Below are 16,762 nucleotides of genomic sequence, written 5' to 3' on the forward strand. Positions count from 1 at the left end.
ATTACTCATGAAATAACGAAAATAGTGTGAATATCAAAAGGATTAATATGCCAATTACCAATGAATACTCAAATTTTAATACAATAAATTTCAAGAACATCCGATATATGGAATCTGAGATCCCGAAAGAACATCTGCAATCTCATCAAGACTCATTTGTGACAGCGCTTAACGCAAATCACTTACCAACAGAAATACAAGAAAAGCCTTTATTTTTATTAATTAATAAATTAAAAAACTCAGATTCCATTAAAGGATCAAAAGAGTTAATTCAACAAATTAAATCAAAAGCAAAGGAATTAGCTGACGATATTCAAGACATGCGGGACACTTACTTTACTGTAGAGAATGAGGGTACCGATGAGGTTTATGGCCGACTGGTAGATGGGTACACCGATGTGGACCGTGATAAATACATCCGGGCACTGGTTCACTACAAAAATGCAGATAATCAATTGAACTTGCTAGATCTCCCACATAAATTATCAATTAAGGAAATACTAGCGCCTCATCATAGTGTGCAAGTATACGGTGATTGGGAAGCGCTTAATAAACTGCAAAATAAAGGCTCAGTAAGCTTACCTAACTTAACCTATAATCGCGGTGACACCCAGTTCGGTTAACTTAGTTAGGGCAAATGTACTGAAAGGGCAAGCAATATCCTTGTTCATCACTAAGCTAAGGGCTCATTATAGCCCTTAGATAATTAAACATACATGGCTCAATCGTTTGATTCTACTTGTTGGAGCTGTTCCAGCCACTTAGGCATATCAAACAGCCCCATCGCATGGTTCAATAATTGAGGTTTAACCCCCGGTAAGCTATCCGCTAATACTAACCCAATATCACGCAGCAACTTCTTCGCAGGGTTATTACCATCGAATAATTCACGGAAGCCTTGCATACCAGCTAACATCAACGCTGCACTGTGCTTACGGCTACGCTCATAGTCACGCAAGTATAAATATTGACCAAAGTCTTTGCCTTCACGGTGCAAACGTTTAATTTCACCAATCAGCATAGCGACATCCATAAAACCAAGGTTAACCCCTTGGCCCGCTAATGGATGGATGGTATGAGCCGCATCCCCTAACAACGCTAAACGTTGCGCCGCAAATTGCCTTGCATAGCGTCCAGTTAATGGAATAGTTAATCGATCACTTTCCACTTGGCAAAGACCAAGACGAATATCAAATGCAACTGCCAATTCTTTATTAAAATCAGTAGGTTCTAAAGACTGGCGCCTTGCTGCTTCGGTGGCTGGCTGAGACCAGACAATCGAGCAAAGATGCGGGTCACTTAATGGTAAAAACGCCAAAATACCTTTACCATCAAAAGCTTGGCGAGCAACACCTTCGTGAGGTTTTTCAGTTCGGACCGTAGCAACTAACGCGGTATGTTCATAATCCCAAAAGGTTAATGGGATATCCGCATGACTACGCAACCACGAGTTTGCCCCGTCAGCCCCCACAATTAACCGTGCTGTTAACATGTTTTCATCATCTAACGTAATAAAAACATCATTTTCTCCCCACACTACTTTTTTAATCGTTGCGGGTGCTAATAATGTCACATCGCGAAGCTGCGACGCCTTTTGCCATAGTGCATCACGTACGACATTATTTTCAACAATATGCCCTAAATGCGTTAAGTTGCGCTCTTGAGCGGTAAAAGTAATACGCCCAAAACTATCGTTATCCCAAACTTCCATGCCATTATATGCAGAAGCTCGCATTCCTTTAATCGTTGACCAAACACCTAAATAGGACAGTAACTTTTCACTTGCCGCATTAATAGCTGATACCCTTAATGCGTGCGGTTCTGCTGCACTAAATGGTACCTTAGGTGGATGATTCTCAATTACTGCAACACGTAGCCCACTCCCCTCAAGCCCACAAGCGAGTGCTAACCCAACCATACCACCACCGGCGATAACCACATCAAATGATTGCATATTCTTTATTCCTCTTTATTTCGTGGTTATTGGTGTGCAACCCAACCCAATGTTTGGCGAGCCAAAACATCACGAGCTGGCGGTAACATTTCCATTGCCATTAAACCTAAGTTACGCCCGACAATAAGCGGTAAACAGCGATTCGCAAATAAACGAACCAAACCGTCGGTTATCGTAACCGTTTTGTCTCTATCTAACGCCCGAGCTTGCTGGTATTGGCTTAGGAGTGAATAACGTCCAATATCTTGCCTCTTCGCGTCTGCATTTACCACCATGTGAGCCAATTGCATCACATCACGGATACCTAAATTAAAACCTTGCCCCGCAATAGGATGCAAAGTCTGAGCGGCATTTCCAACTAACACAACTCGATGACTGACTGGGTTAAGTGCTTTACGCAATACCAGTGGATAGCAATGGCGCTTACCTGCCATGACGATTTCACCTAACCGCCAGCCAAACGCTTGCTGTAATTTATCCATAAATGTCGCATCATCCCAAGCCCTGATGGTGTCTGCTTGCTCTTGTTGATGACACCAAACCAATGAACTACGGCCTTGTGACATCGGCAATAGTGCTAATGGGCCAAATTCAGTAAAACGTTCAAAAGCTTGGCCCTGCGGGTCAATGGCGGTTTTCACATTCGCGATAATAGCCACTTGCCCATAGTCATCCTGTTGCCATTGCATATGGCAGGCTTTACCTATCGCGGAATGGCTACCATCAGCAGCAATCAGTAATTCCCCGGTTACCTTATCGCCATTATCCAAGGTGACCGTAACGATATCTTGTTCACGATGAACATTTTCTACTTTTGCAGGGCAATAAAGGGTAACTCCAGGGGCTTTACGTAACAACGAAAACAGGCGGGCGCCAGCTTCGTGCAATTCAATGACATTGCCTAGAGCGTCGATATGATAATCATCGGCAGCAATGTTTACAAAACCAGCATGGCCTCTATCAGACACATGAACGTGATTAATGGGAGTCACACAATCTGCTAAAGCAGGCCAGACACCTATTTTTGCTAACGATTGGCAAGTACCGTGGGCTAACGCAATCGCACGTGCGTCGAACCCGGGATGTTTACCATCTGGCAAAGCTGCCTCGATTAATGAAACCGATAATTTTCCTTGGCTAAGGGATGATATCGCCAGTGCTAATGTTGCACCCGCCATACCGCCCCCCACGATGATCACATTCATGCGTTGTTTATTACCTTTCTATGATGACTGACATCTACCCTAAATTGTGCGTTGCTGCTGCCATTAGGGCTTCAATTTCATCAGGGTCTTTCACGACTAAGTCTGTTAAGTTTTCATTTCCGTTTTCGGTGATCACAATATCATCTTCGATACGTACACCAATTCCGCGATATTGCGGTGGCACATCGGCATCTGGAGCAATATACAAACCAGGCTCGACAGTTAATACCATTCCAACTTCAAGCACACGATCCCGGTCTGTACCGTAAAAACCTACGTCATGTACATCTAACCCTAACCAATGACTTAAACCATGCATAAAGAATGGCTGATATGCTTTGTTTTCGATCAATTGATCCACATCGCCTTGTAAAATTCCAAGTGCAACGAGGCCTTCAGTTTTGATACGAACAATTTCACGAGTCACCTCATGGATGCTGGTTCCCGGACGATATAGCTCTAACGCGGTATTTAATGCTTTGAGGACGATATCGTAAATTTCACGTTGTGCTTGGCTAAATTTACCATTAACTGGGAAAGTACGTGTGATATCCCCTGCATAACCTTCAAACTCTGCACCCGCATCAATTAAGACTAATTCGCCATCCTTCATTAGGCTCTCATTTTCAGTGTAATGCAAAATACAGGCATTTTCACCACTGCCCACAATAGAGTTGTACGAAGGAAAACGTGCACCATGGCGAGTAAATTCGTGCTCTAACTCACCACAAAGTTGATATTCATACATATTAGGTCGGCAAGTTTCCATGGCTCTGACGTGTGCTAGAGCAGAAATTCGCCCAGCCATACGCAGGGTGTTAATTTCTTCTTCCGACTTAAATAAGCGCATTTCATGGACAATCGGCCGCCAATCTACCAATGTTTGTGGTGCTCGTAAGTTACGACGGCTGCCTTTACGTAAAATATCTAAGGCATCAAATAGCAATTTATCGGCATAGGCAAACTCACCCTGAGCATGATAAACCACGTCGAGGCCATTTAATAATTGATAAAGCTGCTCTTCTATTTCATTGAAAGGTAACGCTTTATCAATACCTAACTTCTCAGGAGCAGCATCTTGCCCAAGGCGGCGACCAAACCAAATCTCAGCAGTTAAATCACGAACACGGTTAAAAAGAACAGTATGGCTATGTTTTTCATCGCTCTTAATCAGGACTAATACAGCTTCAGGCTCACTAAACCCCGTCAAATAAAGGAAATCACTGTGTTGACGGTACGGGTATTCGCAATCCGCATTACGCTGCGCAGGAGGCGCTGAAAAAATAATTGCTGCACTGCCTGATTGCATTTGAGCCAATAATGCATTGCGACGAGAAATAAATTCCTGTTTATTCATACCGTTTTTGCCTTATTATCAGAATAATTAGATTGCTGAATATATTGCTTGTGTTTAACCAATCACATACAACATACACTGGCGAAATGACTTAAAACTGGATACATCCCGTTTTCAAGCACTTAATTTTATCAGTAATAAATTATTCATCGACAAAGTTAAGTGGCTTTGAAAACGCACATTAATAGAAATTAATGAAGAACGGGCTTATCATTTTCCACTGTCGTTGGGCCTTTAGTTGGCTCAATCAATGCAATGTAACATAATTGTACCGCCACCCTGACATACTCAATCACTTCTTCTAGCGCTTGCTCAAGTTCTTCTTGGTCTTCGTCTTCATCATAACCAAGCATACCAATATTGCGTAAATCGGTGATAACTTCGCTTATCTCTTTTTTATCAGCCAATTTCGGTTGTGTAACTCCAAGCCCTAATAAAAAGTGATTAACCCAACCAGCCAGTGCATCAGCATGGTCAAAAACAGAAGCGTCTTCGTCAGGGAATAGCATGGCAAATGCAAACTCGCTGTCATCAAGTGCTTCAAATGTGGTATCAAAAAGTTCTCGCAGTGGCTGTGCAACAGTTTGAGGGAAAGCTAAACCATCGTTAGCAAGGTCATGGACTAACGTTTGCCAGCTATGGTCACGGCCCCCACCACAGATCAACCCGGTTATTAGACCATGGATTTCCGCAGCAGTAAGTGCGATTGAGTGCTGTTGCAGGAGTTTGTCCAGTGATTCATAGTTTGGTAAAGATTTTTGTATAGACATCTGAATTCGTCATGTTAGCTTATGATTCGTGATATGCTACCATCAAGGATAGCCGCTAGACCAGTATGCTTTTGTCTTATCTATTAATTGCGCCAAATATGATGTATTTACGGCGAGTATTATTCAGTATGGAGGTATCATGTCCGCACAACCTGTCGACATCCAGATTTTCGGGCGCTCAATGCGAGTCAACTGCCCATCAGAACAAAAAGAAGCCCTTCTTGAGTCGGCTAAAGAATTAGAACAGCGCTTGCAAAATCTGAAAGATAGAAGCGGTGTCACCAATATGGAACAGCTTATTTTTATCGTAGCATTGAACGTCTGTCACGAATTAGCACAAGAAAAGACAAAAACGCGTGATTATGCTTATAATATGGAAGAGAAAATAAAAATGTTGCAGCACACAATCGAACAAGCGTTGCACGATCAGGTGAAAATTACTGAGAGGCAGGTATTGCCCCTAGAGTAAATCTGCTTATTAATCAGACACTAGTAGAAAAAAATATACAAAATTAAGGTTGCATTTTAAATCTAGTTTCGTACAATGAAATCACTGAGTAACGATAAGTTCTCAAACCAAATTTCTCTGAGATGCGCGTGAGTGGGCGAGTCCCCTGAGCCGATATTTCAACTAAATAGAATGTGGTTATGGCGCTGGTGAGCATGCCTGATTCGCTCAGGAAGCCTAAAGGTTGCTAAACTGCGTTCACCTTGAACCAAGGGTTCAAGGGTTACAGCCTACAACGGCATCTTGGAGACCCTCAATTAAGTTTCTGCTTATTTTTCATTTGTTTTCTACATAACCGTTCATCTTACGATATACTCTAAGTAATATAATTACTGGATTAACTGTTTTTATCGTATTTATAACAGGTTATCACATGCAAGATTCTCTCTCGACACAACGCCAGCTGGTACGTCAAACTATCCGTCAGGCACGCCGCCAACTAAGCCTTGAACAACAACAAAGTGCCGCTGAGCAAGTCATGCATAACGCATTACACCACCCGAAAATTGTACAAGCCAATAATATTGCTCTGTTTCTTTCTTTTGATGGGGAAATTAACACAAAGCCGCTTATTCATGCACTTTGGGCTCAAGGTAAGCAAGTGTACCTTCCTGTTTTACATCCTTTTAGTCGTCACCATTTGCTGTTTCTTCACTATCGTCCAGATAGCCAACTTGTTAAAAACCGATTTCATATTGATGAGCCACCACTTGATGTCAGAGATGCGCTACCACTCGAAAAACTGGATATCATGCTTATCCCATTAGTGGCATTTGATACTCAAGGGCAACGGTTAGGTATGGGAGGTGGGTTCTATGATAGAACTCTAGCAAATTGGCAACAAACCGGTTTTTATCCAATTGGCCTTGCCCATAATTGCCAGCAAGTCGAAAAGCTCCCTATCGCACACTGGGATATTCCCTTACCCGAAATTATTACGCCGCAAAAAATATGGCGCTGGTCATAAATACCCGCGCCATTATTTCACTCAATTTTTAGCGTAGTTTAGAATAATAAACGCGCACGAATGGTGCCTGGCAAGTCTTTTAATTTCTGAAGCGCTTCATCTGTTTGGTTTGGCGTTTGCATTAATACGTCAATAACCACATAACCTACATTACCTGATGTACGTAAATACTGGCCGACAACGTTAATATTATTTTCCGTGAATACTTGGTTAATGCTATTCAAAATACCTGGACGGTTTTCATGAATATGCAAGAAACGGTTTGTATCTTCAGTATGCACTGGCAGAGAAACTTCAGGGAAATTAACCGCAGATAAGGTTGAACCATTATCTGAGTATTTCGCCAACTTACTTGCCACTTCTAGTCCAATATTTTCTTGAGCTTCTTCTGTAGACCCCCCAATGTGCGGCGTTAAAATCACATTGTCGAACTTAATCAATTCAGAGATAAATGGGTCATTAGGGTCATTATTTGCAGCAGGCTCGCTTGGGAAGACATCCACCGCTGCACCGGATAAATGCTTGCTTTCTAACGCTTCAGCCAGTGAAGGAATATCAACCACCGTTCCGCGTGATGCGTTAATGAAAATAGAACCAGGTTTCATACGATCAAATTGTTCTTTAGCAAACATATTTTTCGTACTTGGTGTTTCAGGTACATGTAAGCTCACAACATCGCTCATATTCAGCAGTTCAGTTAAAGAACGAACTTGTGTTGCGTTACCTAAAGGTAGTTTGTTTTCAATATCATAAAAGAAAACATTCATACCGATACCTTCAGCTAAGATCCCTAACTGAGTACCAATGTGACCATATCCAACAATACCAAGGCGCTTACCACGCGCTTCAAAACAGCCTTTAGCTTGTTTTTCCCAAATACCGCGGTGTGCTTGCATATTGGCTTCAGGAATGCGACGCAGTAAAAGTAATAACTGGCCTAATACCATTTCTGCAACAGAACGTGTATTCGAAAATGGTGCGTTAAAAACAGGAATACCGCGCTTTGCAGCGGCATCTAAATCAACTTGATTGGTGCCGATACAAAAGCAACCTACTGCAACGAGTTTTTCTGCTGCAGCGAAAATTTCTTCAGTAAGATGAGTACGGGAACGGATACCTACAAAACGTGCATCTTTAATCGCTTCTTTTAATTCTTCGTCGGATAACGCACTTTTGTGATATTCAATATTGGTGTAGCCCGCGGCTTTTAAGTTATCAACCGCACTTTGGTGCACACCTTCTAGCAGTAAAAATTTAATTTTGTCTTTTTGCAAAGATACCTTAACCATTTCCCTACCCTATCGTGAACGTACTTAAGATTTATAACAGATGAACATATGTGTTTGCCTAACATAGCTCAAGAGAGATGACATCTATCTACCTTGAGCTATGAGCGTATACCAACATAGCAAAAAATAGCGCAGTAGCAATACAACCGTTTGCTTAATGGGTACTAAAAAGCGCGAAGAAAAAGAAGTTAAATGGTAGAAAATCAGGGGCGGTAACACAAAATAAGGATTTTTCCTGCACAATGCCTATTTGTGTGAGATATATCACCAAAATAGCTCGATATAAAAAAAAATAAAATAAATTTCAAATTGATGATATTTATAAAACTGGTTAATTAATTTAGCGTTTATCAGCTCATAAACTAATTGCAAAATATTAGTAAAACAAAAAAGCCAGTGGGTATAATGTCACTGGCTTATTAGAATAATTGAATACGATATAGATTATAACTTGATGGTTTTAACGCCTTCGTTTGCAGTTCCCATCAAAACGACGTCTGCGCCACGATTCGCGAACAACCCAACAGTCACGACACCCGCAATTCCGTTGATGGTATTTTCGAGTGCCACAGGGTCAACAATATTTAAATTATGGACATCTAAAATGACATTGCCGTTATCTGTAATTACATTTTGACGGTACTCTGGTGTACCACCCAGTTTAACCAATTCACGTGCCACATAGCTACGTGCCATTGGGATCACTTCGACAGGCAGTGGGAATTTACCCAACACATCAACTAGCTTAGATTGGTCAACGATACAGACAAAGGTTTTTGCAATTGCAGAAACAATTTTTTCACGTGTTAATGCGGCACCACCTCCTTTGATCATATTCATGTGGTGGTCAACCTCATCAGCACCATCAACATAAACATCTAATGAATCTACTTCATTACAATCAAATACCGTAATACCCAATGATTTTAATTTTTGAGTTGATGCTTCTGAACTTGATACTGCGCCTTCTATTTGACCTTTCATTGTTGCTAATGCATCAATGAAGTGTGAAGCCGTTGAACCCGTTCCAACACCAACGATAGTGCCCGGTTTTACGTAATCAAGTGCTGCCCAACCTACCGCTTTTTTTAATTCGTCCTGAGTCATGCTCATGCCTTTTAAGATTTAATTGAGTCGTGATTAAGGTTATTAATAACTAGTATATACCGGACACCCAATAAGTTGCAGCCTTGTTCGTTGTATTTGTGTCATGGTTATTGGGATTTACGCCACAACAATAATATTTTTAAGTGTTGCGTGTAAAAATATGGCATAGTGCTTGGTAGAATAACAACAAGGAGATCTTTTTGATGAAGCGCCCTGACTATCGCGCATTACAAGCACTGGATGCCGTTATCCGTGAACGCGGCTTTGAGCGCGCAGCTCAAAAGCTCTGCATCACGCAATCTGCTGTTTCACAACGCATAAAGCAGTTAGAAAATCTGTTTGGGCAGCCATTACTTGTGCGTACCGTTCCGCCACACCCAACTGAACAAGGGCAAAAATTACTAGCACTGCTTCATCAAGTCGAATTATTAGAAGAGCAATGGTTAGGTGATGAAAATAGTGGCTCCACCCCGTTGTTACTTTCACTTGCCGTCAACGCCGACAGCTTGGCAACTTGGTTTCTTCCAGCCCTAAACCCTGTATTAGGCAATAGCCCTATTCGGTTAAATATTCAGGTTGAAGATGAAACACGAACCCAAGAACGTTTAAGACGCGGTGAAGTGGTAGGCGCTATCAGTATTCAACCTCAAGCCTTACCTGGTTGCTTAGTCGATAAACTTGGCGCACTGGACTATATTTTTGTCGCATCACCCGGCTTTGCGGCAAAATATTTTCCCGATGGCGTTACTCGCTCTTCGTTATTAAAAGCACCTGCGGTTGCTTTCGACCATTTAGATGATATGCACCAAGCCTTTGTTCAACAAAACTTTGGCTTGTCGCCGGGTAGTGTCCCATGCCATATCGTGAACTCCTCGGAGGCCTTTGTGCAGTTAGCGAAACAAGGTTCGACCTGCTGTATGATCCCACATTTGCAGATAGCCAGTGAATTGGCGAATGGTGAATTGGTTGATTTAACTCCAGGGTTATGCCAACGACGCATGCTTTACTGGCACCGCTTCGCACCTGAAAGCCGCACAATGAAAAATGTGACTGACGCCCTATTAAAAACTGGGCGCCAGATGTTAAAACAAGAAGATGAACCAGCAGCAAAAAGCTAGCGTTTTAATTCAAATACCACATCGACTTGGTCATTAAAATCAATACTCTGTTGTTCATAGGTTTCATCAATCTTGAGGTCTTGAGCAACAGAGGCTTTCATTGCCCCGCCGTAATTTCTTGCAGCGATTGGATATGGCACCGCCGCTGGCGCATTATAGTTAATGCTATACACTGGGCCTAACTGAACATTAAAGCCTTTCGCTAAGATATTGGCTTGTTCCGTCGCATTTTTAATCGCTTGAGACCGTGCTTCATCACGATACTGCTGCGGGTTAGCCACACCAAACTGTACTGAATTTATTTCATTGAGACCCGCAGCTAAAGCGCCGTCTAACAAGACATTAAGTTGGTCTAATTTCTTCACTTTCACTTCAACAGAACGTGTTGCCGTGTAGCCTTCGATAGTTGATTTTTGTTTCACACTGCTATAATCATATTTAGGCTGAGTTCGGACATTTGCTGCGTTAATATCTTGTTTTTCAATACCATTTTTCTTAAGAAATTCAAAATACTCCGCAACTCGCTTATCGACCCCAGCTTTTGCCGCTGCCGCATCTTTTGCAGTAACTTCCACCAAAATATTCAGCGTCGCCATGTCTGGAGCCGCCTTCACGATTGCGTTACCCGAAGTAGTAATGTGTGGACCATTCGGTAACGGGTCAGCCAATGATATGGTCGGAACCGTAGCACCTGCTACCATCGCAGCTAAAACTAAAGATTTTAATTTCACAGAACCTCCCAAGACAATTATTTATCGCTAAAAAAGGGATAATTAGTAATAAACTATCCCTGAGCTCAATTTAACAGTAACACATGGAACAAAAAGTACAGTCAGAATAATGAGAAATTGAACGTTATTGCTTGTCTGTTGAAGATATATTGTTATTGAGAAAGAAAACCGAGCCCTTTAAGCCCCTGTATAGCGAGTTGAAATGCAATAAACCACATCACGCTACCGACAAAAACATTAATAATGCGCTGTGAACGCGGTTTATTTAACACGGGTGAAAACCAAGCAGCAAGTATTGCTAACGCAAAAAACCACACAAAGGAAGCTGTTAAAGCACCCGCCGTAAACCAAGGTCTCAGCTGGCTTTCTAATTGGCCTCCCACACTGCCCAAGACAACGAAGGTGTCTAAATAAACATGAGGGTTCAACCAAGTGACAGCAAACAATGTGACAATCACTTTCCATCTCGTGATAGCTCGGTTTTCCGTTTGAAGTATTACCTCATCAGGGCTAAGGGCAGTACGAAACGCACCATAGCCATACCACATAAGAAATGCTACACCAGCCCATGTAATCAACTGCATTAATATTTCAGACTGGCTTAATAAAGCACTCCCACCAAAAACACCCGCGACAATTAAAGCGGTATCACTTAATGCACATAATAATGCGCTCATTAAATGAAACTGCTTTCGGCTGCCTTGCTGCAAGACAAAAGCATTCTGTGGACCTAAAGGTAATATCATTGCGGCACCTAACAGTGCACCCTGTAAATAGATTGAAAACATGCATTAATTCCGGTTTTTTATTCAATTAATATGCATGAATATTAATGAGAAAAAATCATTAGTGGAAATGATTAAGTCTAATAGGTCATAAGCATCACTTATAACTAAAAACAATTCAGTAAGAAGAATAGAGGTGTGAGAAATGAAAAGAGCCCATCAAAGACAGGCTCTTATTTTTAATGATACTGCTAAATATTACTCTGCAGGATCTTGTTTGATAGACGTATTTTGTTTATGAACATGAACATCCATTTGTGGGAATGGAATGCCAATATTATGTTTATCCAATGCTCGCTTAAACTCCTCAAGCAAATCCCAATACACCGGCCATGCATCACCATTGGTGGTCCAAAAACGTACTAAATAATTTAATGAGGATGGCGCCATATCATGTAAACGGATAGTCACGCCTTTAGCATGCTGAATACGACTATCCGCAGCGACGATATCCCCTAAAACTTTTTTCACCACATCAATATCAGAATCGTAAGCAACACCAACAATAATATCTTGGCGGCGATTAGGCTCACGACTGGTATTAATAATGTTATCGGCAATTATCTTTCCATTAGGAATAACAATAATACGGTCATCTGCCGTTCTTAGCGTCGTTGAAAATATTTGTACATTTTGCACTGTGCCTTCAACTGCACCAATCGAGACATATTCTCCCGCTTTTAGTGGTCTAAATACCACCAGCAAAACACCTGCTGCAAAGTTACCCAGTGAGTTCTGTAACGCTAAGCCAACCGCTAAACCGGCCGCACCCATTACCGCAATCACAGAGGCAGTTTGTACGCCAATTTTCCCTAATACAGCAATTAAGGTGAACGCAACAATGGTATAGCGTGCAATCGCCGATAAAAAGTCACTGACTGTTGAATCAATGCCCTTCATGGTCATCACGCGATGTAAACCACGTCCGACCCATTTTGCAATCATCATCCCGACAATCAAGATAACGATAGCAGACACGATATTCACAACATACTGAACTAACAGATCTTGGTTTGCCACAAACCAATTCGTTGCATCATTCAACGCGCCTGTAACATCATCAGTATTCATATATATGCCCTTTAGGATCCAATTATCAATATTAATCCCAGCCAATTAATCTTTAACAAAGCGTTTAATGGCTGGCCGCACACTGCAAATAATAGCGGTGATTTATTGAAACACAAAACAAATCACTAAATAAAATTATTTTATCTATTTTCTATAACAAAAATACGATAATCTTTTAACATTAATAAGAAGTCATCAATACCGCAAAATGCAACACTTTCATTATCATAATAACTCATTCCTTCTTCCAACCCTTCTGTTTCAAATGATAGTTGGTTGGCACGGATCATCACTTCTTCATCATCAAGCAATAATGTATATTCGTGACCAATAAGCTCCCATTGTTTTTCACTACCTTTAATTTTTTCATAATTTTCTTCAATAGCATCTAACAGACTAAGGTTATTTTTAACCTCTTCATTAAGCCAATATCCAATAGCCTCATGATCCATCGAGAATTTAGCGGAGATAGCTCCGGTGATATCTTGGAAAAATTGGTAGTCCATATGCAGTCCCTCACTCTTGCGTTATTGAACCTAGTATAACGCGAGTCAAACCGCTTTGTTGAGAGGTATTACCACCAGAAAAAATAAAACGGAGTAAAGCATCGGTTTCAGCACATAAATCATATGATTCATTTACTATTAAATAGGCAAATAACTAAAATAGTCATAGTTCAAGCATAGGAGCCATAATGATCAATCGCTTAGACCATATAGTGCTAACCACAACCAACCTTGATGCCTGCATTGACTTCTACCAACGCGTATTAAAAATGGAAGTTGTTACCTTTGGTGAACAGCGCCACGCGCTAAGTTTCGGGCAACAAAAAATCAATATTCACCAATATGGAAAAGAATTCGAACCCAAAGCGCACTTGCCTGTGCCAGGCTCACTCGATTTATGCTTTATTAGTGATATACCGCTGTGTGACGTACAAAAACAGATTGAACAACAAGGTGTAAAAATTATCGAAGGACCAGTAAATCGTACTGGGGCAACTGGGGCGATCAGATCAATTTACATACGTGATATCGATTTAAATTTAATCGAAATTTCTGAATATATTTAACTAACTTATTAAGTTGAAGCAAAAAAGGCTCCTAAATCAGGAGCCTTCATGACTAATATTACCTGATTACACGGCTGTTTGGAAAATCACGCCATCCGCTTTTTCGGTATATTGTGATAATTGATCAAAGTTCAGATAACGGTAGGTATCCGCTGCTGTTTCATCGACCTTATCCATAAATTGCAGATATTCTGCCGGCGTTGGTAAACGACCTAATAAGGAAGCGACCGCAGCCAGTTCTGCTGATGCGAGGTAAACATTCGCACCTGTCCCTAAACGGTTCGGGAAGTTACGTGTCGAAGTGGAAACAACCGTTGCACCATCTGCCACACGTGCTTGGTTACCCATACACAGAGAACAACCTGGGACTTCAATGCGTGCACCACTCTTGCCAAAGACGCTGTAATAACCTTCTTCGGTTAACTGTGCTGCGTCCATCTTAGTTGGAGGCGCAACCCATAAACGTGTTGGTAATTGGCCTTTGTGGGAATCCAATAACTTACCTGCTGCACGGAAGTGACCGATGTTTGTCATACAGGAACCGATGAAAACTTCATCAATTTTCTCGTTTTGAACATCAGATAATAAACGTGCGTCATCTGGGTCATTTGGTGCACACAGAATTGGCTCTTTGATATCATTGAGGTCAATTTCAATCACTGCTGCGTATTCCGCATCTGCATCACCTTCTAGCAGTTGTGGGTCCGCTATCCAGCTTTCCATTCCTTTGATACGGCGTTCGATAGTACGACGATCGCCATAACCTTCCGCTATCATCCATTTTAATAGAACGATATTCGATTGCAGGTATTCGATAATTGGCGCTTTATCCAATTTGATAGTACAACCCGCCGCTGAACGCTCAGCTGATGCATCTGCTAATTCAAACGCTTGTTCAACTTTCAGCTCAGGTAAGCCTTCAATTTCTAAGATACGGCCAGAGAAAATGTTTTTCTTACCTTTTTTCTCTACGGTCAGAAGGCCGTCTTTAATTGCATACAGTGGAATTGCATGAACGAGGTCACGTAAAGTGATACCCGGCTGCATTTCACCTTTAAAGCGAACCAATACTGACTCAGGCATATCCAGTGGCATCACCCCTGTTGCCGCAGCAAATGCGACTAAACCTGAACCCGCTGGGAACGAAATACCAATTGGAAAACGCGTATGAGAGTCACCACCTGTACCTACAGTATCTGGCAGTAACATACGGTTTAACCATGAGTGGATAATACCATCGCCTGGACGCAGAGAAACACCGCCACGGTTCATGATGAAATCAGGTAAGGTGTGGTGTGTTGTCACATCAACAGGTTTAGGATACGCTGCGGTATGGCAGAATGACTGCATGACTAAATCTGCAGAGAACCCTAAGCAAGCCAAGTCTTTGAGTTCATCGCGGGTCATTGGGCCAGTTGTATCTTGTGAACCTACAGAGGTCATTTTTGGCTCACAATATTCGCCAGGGCGAATACCTGGACGACCGCAAGCACGACCAACCATTTTTTGAGCTAATGAGAAACCACGATTGCTTTGTGCAACGGATTTCGCGTGACGGAATACATCTGTCGCTTCTAAGCCCAGAGATTCACGTGCTTTGCTGGTTAAACCACGGCCGATAATCAGTGGAATACGACCACCTGCACGAACTTCGTCAATCAGTACATCTGTTTTTAATTCAAATGTTTCTAGCAGTTCACCCGTTTCGTGGTTACGAACTTCACCTTTAAATGGATAGATGTCTATCACATCACCCATATTCAGTTTAGAAACGTCCACTTCAATCGGTAACGCTCCTGCATCTTCCATTGTATTAAAGAAGATTGGTGCAATTTTGCCGCCTAATACCACCCCACCGCCACGTTTATTTGGTACAAATGGGATATCGTCACCCATAAACCACAGCACGGAGTTAGTCGCTGATTTACGAGAAGAACCGGTACCGACGACATCACCCACGTAAGCTAATGGGAAGCCTTTTTTATTCAGCGCATCGATTTGCTTGATTGGGCCAACATTGCCCGCATCGTCTGGTTCAATACCATCGCGTGCGTTTTTCAGCATCGCTAATGCGTGTAATGGGATATCTGGACGTGACCATGCATCAGGAGCTGGCGATAAGTCATCTGTGTTAGTTTCACCAGTCACTTTGAACACAGTAACTGTCATTTTTTCTGCTAGCGCAGGGCGCTCTTTGAACCACTCGGCATTTGCCCATGATTCAATAACTTGTTTCGCGTGAACATTTCCCGCTTTCGCTTTTTCTTCTACGTCGTAGAAGTTATCAAACATCAGTAAGGTGTGGGAAAGTGCTTTAGCGGCGATTGGTGCTAGTTTTTCGTCATCCAGCGCTTCAATCAGTGCGTGGATGTTATATCCGCCCTGCATGGTACCTAACAGTTCAATGGCTTTTTCAGGGGAGATAAGAGGGGAGGAAGTTTCGCCTTTAGCTATCGCGGCTAAAAATCCAGCTTTTACGTACGCTGCTTCGTCAACACCAGGGGGGACGCGGTTGGTCAGCAGATCTAACAGGAAATCTTCTTCACCTTTGGGTGGGTTTTTGAGTAACTCTACCAGTGCAGCTACTTGTGACGCATCTAATGGCTTAGGGACAATCCCTTGAGCGGCACGCTCGGCTACGTGCTTACGGTATTCTTCTAGCACGACGTTCTCCTCGCTTCTTTGTTATTTATATACCCGGCTGTCTGCACCATACTGACAAAATTATCATCCGGTGCCAGGTCAGAGGAATTTGCTCGCATAATCTCAATGGCGGTAAAATTATGCCCAGCTTCGGGCGATCAGCATAGCAGAATTTAAACGTAATG

Annotated in this window: 16 protein-coding genes and 1 other RNA gene; 6 read left to right on the top strand and 11 right to left on the bottom strand. The window is 42.0% G+C overall.

Annotation, left to right across the window (positions count from 1 at the left end; genetic code table 11):
- Positions 1-107: 107 nt before the first annotated feature.
- Positions 108-623, top strand: coding sequence for an NleF caspase inhibitor (locus PR725_RS09835; RefSeq protein ID WP_272568776.1), 516 nt, complete (start codon positions 108-110; stop codon positions 621-623).
- Between the two features lie 98 nt (positions 624-721).
- Here the strand turns inward: PR725_RS09835 and ubiI are convergent, their stop codons facing one another.
- From ubiI to PR725_RS09855, 4 genes are all read right to left on the bottom strand, one after another.
- On the bottom strand, positions 722-1,954 hold the full coding sequence (gene ubiI, locus PR725_RS09840; protein ID WP_109912921.1) for an FAD-dependent 2-octaprenylphenol hydroxylase: 1,233 nt from the start codon (positions 1,952-1,954) through the stop codon (positions 722-724).
- A gap of 26 nt (positions 1,955-1,980) precedes the next feature.
- Positions 1,981-3,159, bottom strand: coding sequence for a 2-octaprenyl-6-methoxyphenyl hydroxylase (ubiH, locus tag PR725_RS09845; RefSeq protein WP_211889130.1), 1,179 nt, complete (start codon positions 3,157-3,159; stop codon positions 1,981-1,983).
- A 34-nt stretch (positions 3,160-3,193) separates the two neighbouring features.
- On the bottom strand, positions 3,194-4,516 hold the full coding sequence (pepP, locus tag PR725_RS09850) for a Xaa-Pro aminopeptidase (RefSeq protein WP_109912923.1): 1,323 nt from the start codon (positions 4,514-4,516) through the stop codon (positions 3,194-3,196).
- A 191-nt stretch (positions 4,517-4,707) separates the two neighbouring features.
- Positions 4,708-5,286: a YecA/YgfB family protein gene (locus PR725_RS09855; RefSeq protein WP_109912924.1), complete on the bottom strand. Its 579-nt coding sequence runs from the start codon at positions 5,284-5,286 to the stop codon at positions 4,708-4,710.
- A gap of 139 nt (positions 5,287-5,425) precedes the next feature.
- On the opposite strand from PR725_RS09855, the gene zapA reads away from it, so the two are divergent.
- The 3 genes from zapA to PR725_RS09870 all read left to right on the top strand — a co-directional run bounded on the left by zapA (position 5,426) and on the right by PR725_RS09870 (position 6,761).
- The gene (gene zapA / locus PR725_RS09860) at positions 5,426-5,755 is read left to right on the top strand and encodes a cell division protein ZapA (protein WP_004913067.1); all 330 of its coding nucleotides are present in this window, start codon (positions 5,426-5,428) and stop codon (positions 5,753-5,755) included.
- Between the two features lie 111 nt (positions 5,756-5,866).
- Positions 5,867-6,048, top strand: a non-coding RNA gene (ssrS, locus tag PR725_RS09865) — 6S RNA.
- 119 nt (positions 6,049-6,167) lie between these two features.
- Positions 6,168-6,761 carry a 5-formyltetrahydrofolate cyclo-ligase gene (locus PR725_RS09870; RefSeq protein WP_272568784.1) on the top strand — a complete coding sequence of 198 codons (594 nt, stop codon included), beginning with the start codon at positions 6,168-6,170 and terminating at the stop codon, positions 6,759-6,761.
- 38 nt (positions 6,762-6,799) lie between these two features.
- Here PR725_RS09870 and serA read toward each other — a convergent pair whose 3' ends face one another.
- Both serA and rpiA read right to left on the bottom strand, forming a co-directional pair.
- Positions 6,800-8,050, bottom strand: a complete 1,251-nt coding sequence (gene serA, locus PR725_RS09875) for a phosphoglycerate dehydrogenase (RefSeq protein WP_004913072.1) — start codon at positions 8,048-8,050, stop codon at positions 6,800-6,802.
- 444 nt (positions 8,051-8,494) lie between these two features.
- The gene (rpiA, locus tag PR725_RS09880) at positions 8,495-9,157 is read right to left on the bottom strand and encodes a ribose-5-phosphate isomerase RpiA (protein ID WP_102137421.1); all 663 of its coding nucleotides are present in this window, start codon (positions 9,155-9,157) and stop codon (positions 8,495-8,497) included.
- A gap of 203 nt (positions 9,158-9,360) precedes the next feature.
- Here rpiA and PR725_RS09885 point away from each other — a divergent pair, with 203 nt between their 5' ends.
- Positions 9,361-10,275, top strand: coding sequence for a LysR family transcriptional regulator ArgP (locus tag PR725_RS09885; protein ID WP_004913077.1), 915 nt, complete (start codon positions 9,361-9,363; stop codon positions 10,273-10,275).
- Here the strand turns inward: PR725_RS09885 and PR725_RS09890 are convergent.
- The 4 genes from PR725_RS09890 to PR725_RS09905 form a co-directional block, all read right to left on the bottom strand.
- Positions 10,272-11,006: an oxidative stress defense protein gene (locus PR725_RS09890; RefSeq protein ID WP_004913082.1), complete on the bottom strand. Its 735-nt coding sequence runs from the start codon at positions 11,004-11,006 to the stop codon at positions 10,272-10,274. The genes PR725_RS09885 and PR725_RS09890 overlap by 4 nt on opposite strands.
- A gap of 152 nt (positions 11,007-11,158) precedes the next feature.
- Entirely contained in the window at positions 11,159-11,794 is a 636-nt protein-coding gene (gene argO / locus PR725_RS09895; protein WP_109912925.1) for an arginine exporter ArgO, read from the bottom strand.
- A gap of 195 nt (positions 11,795-11,989) precedes the next feature.
- Entirely contained in the window at positions 11,990-12,862 is an 873-nt protein-coding gene (mscS, locus tag PR725_RS09900) for a small-conductance mechanosensitive channel MscS (protein ID WP_004913087.1), read from the bottom strand.
- A 140-nt stretch (positions 12,863-13,002) separates the two neighbouring features.
- The gene (locus tag PR725_RS09905; RefSeq protein WP_004913091.1) at positions 13,003-13,368 is read right to left on the bottom strand and encodes a YacL family protein; all 366 of its coding nucleotides are present in this window, start codon (positions 13,366-13,368) and stop codon (positions 13,003-13,005) included.
- Positions 13,369-13,556: 188 nt separating this feature from the next.
- On the opposite strand from PR725_RS09905, the gene PR725_RS09910 reads away from it, so the two are divergent.
- On the top strand, positions 13,557-13,934 hold the full coding sequence (locus PR725_RS09910; protein WP_109912927.1) for a VOC family protein: 378 nt from the start codon (positions 13,557-13,559) through the stop codon (positions 13,932-13,934).
- Positions 13,935-14,000: 66 nt separating this feature from the next.
- Here the strand turns inward: PR725_RS09910 and acnB are convergent, their stop codons facing one another.
- Positions 14,001-16,598, bottom strand: a complete 2,598-nt coding sequence (acnB, locus tag PR725_RS09915; RefSeq protein WP_272568794.1) for a bifunctional aconitate hydratase 2/2-methylisocitrate dehydratase — start codon at positions 16,596-16,598, stop codon at positions 14,001-14,003.
- Positions 16,599-16,762: the final 164 nt, after the last annotated feature.

Origin of the sequence: Providencia sp. PROV255, assembly GCF_028478065.1 — a bacterium.
Classification (GTDB): domain Bacteria; phylum Pseudomonadota; class Gammaproteobacteria; order Enterobacterales; family Enterobacteriaceae; genus Providencia; species Providencia rettgeri.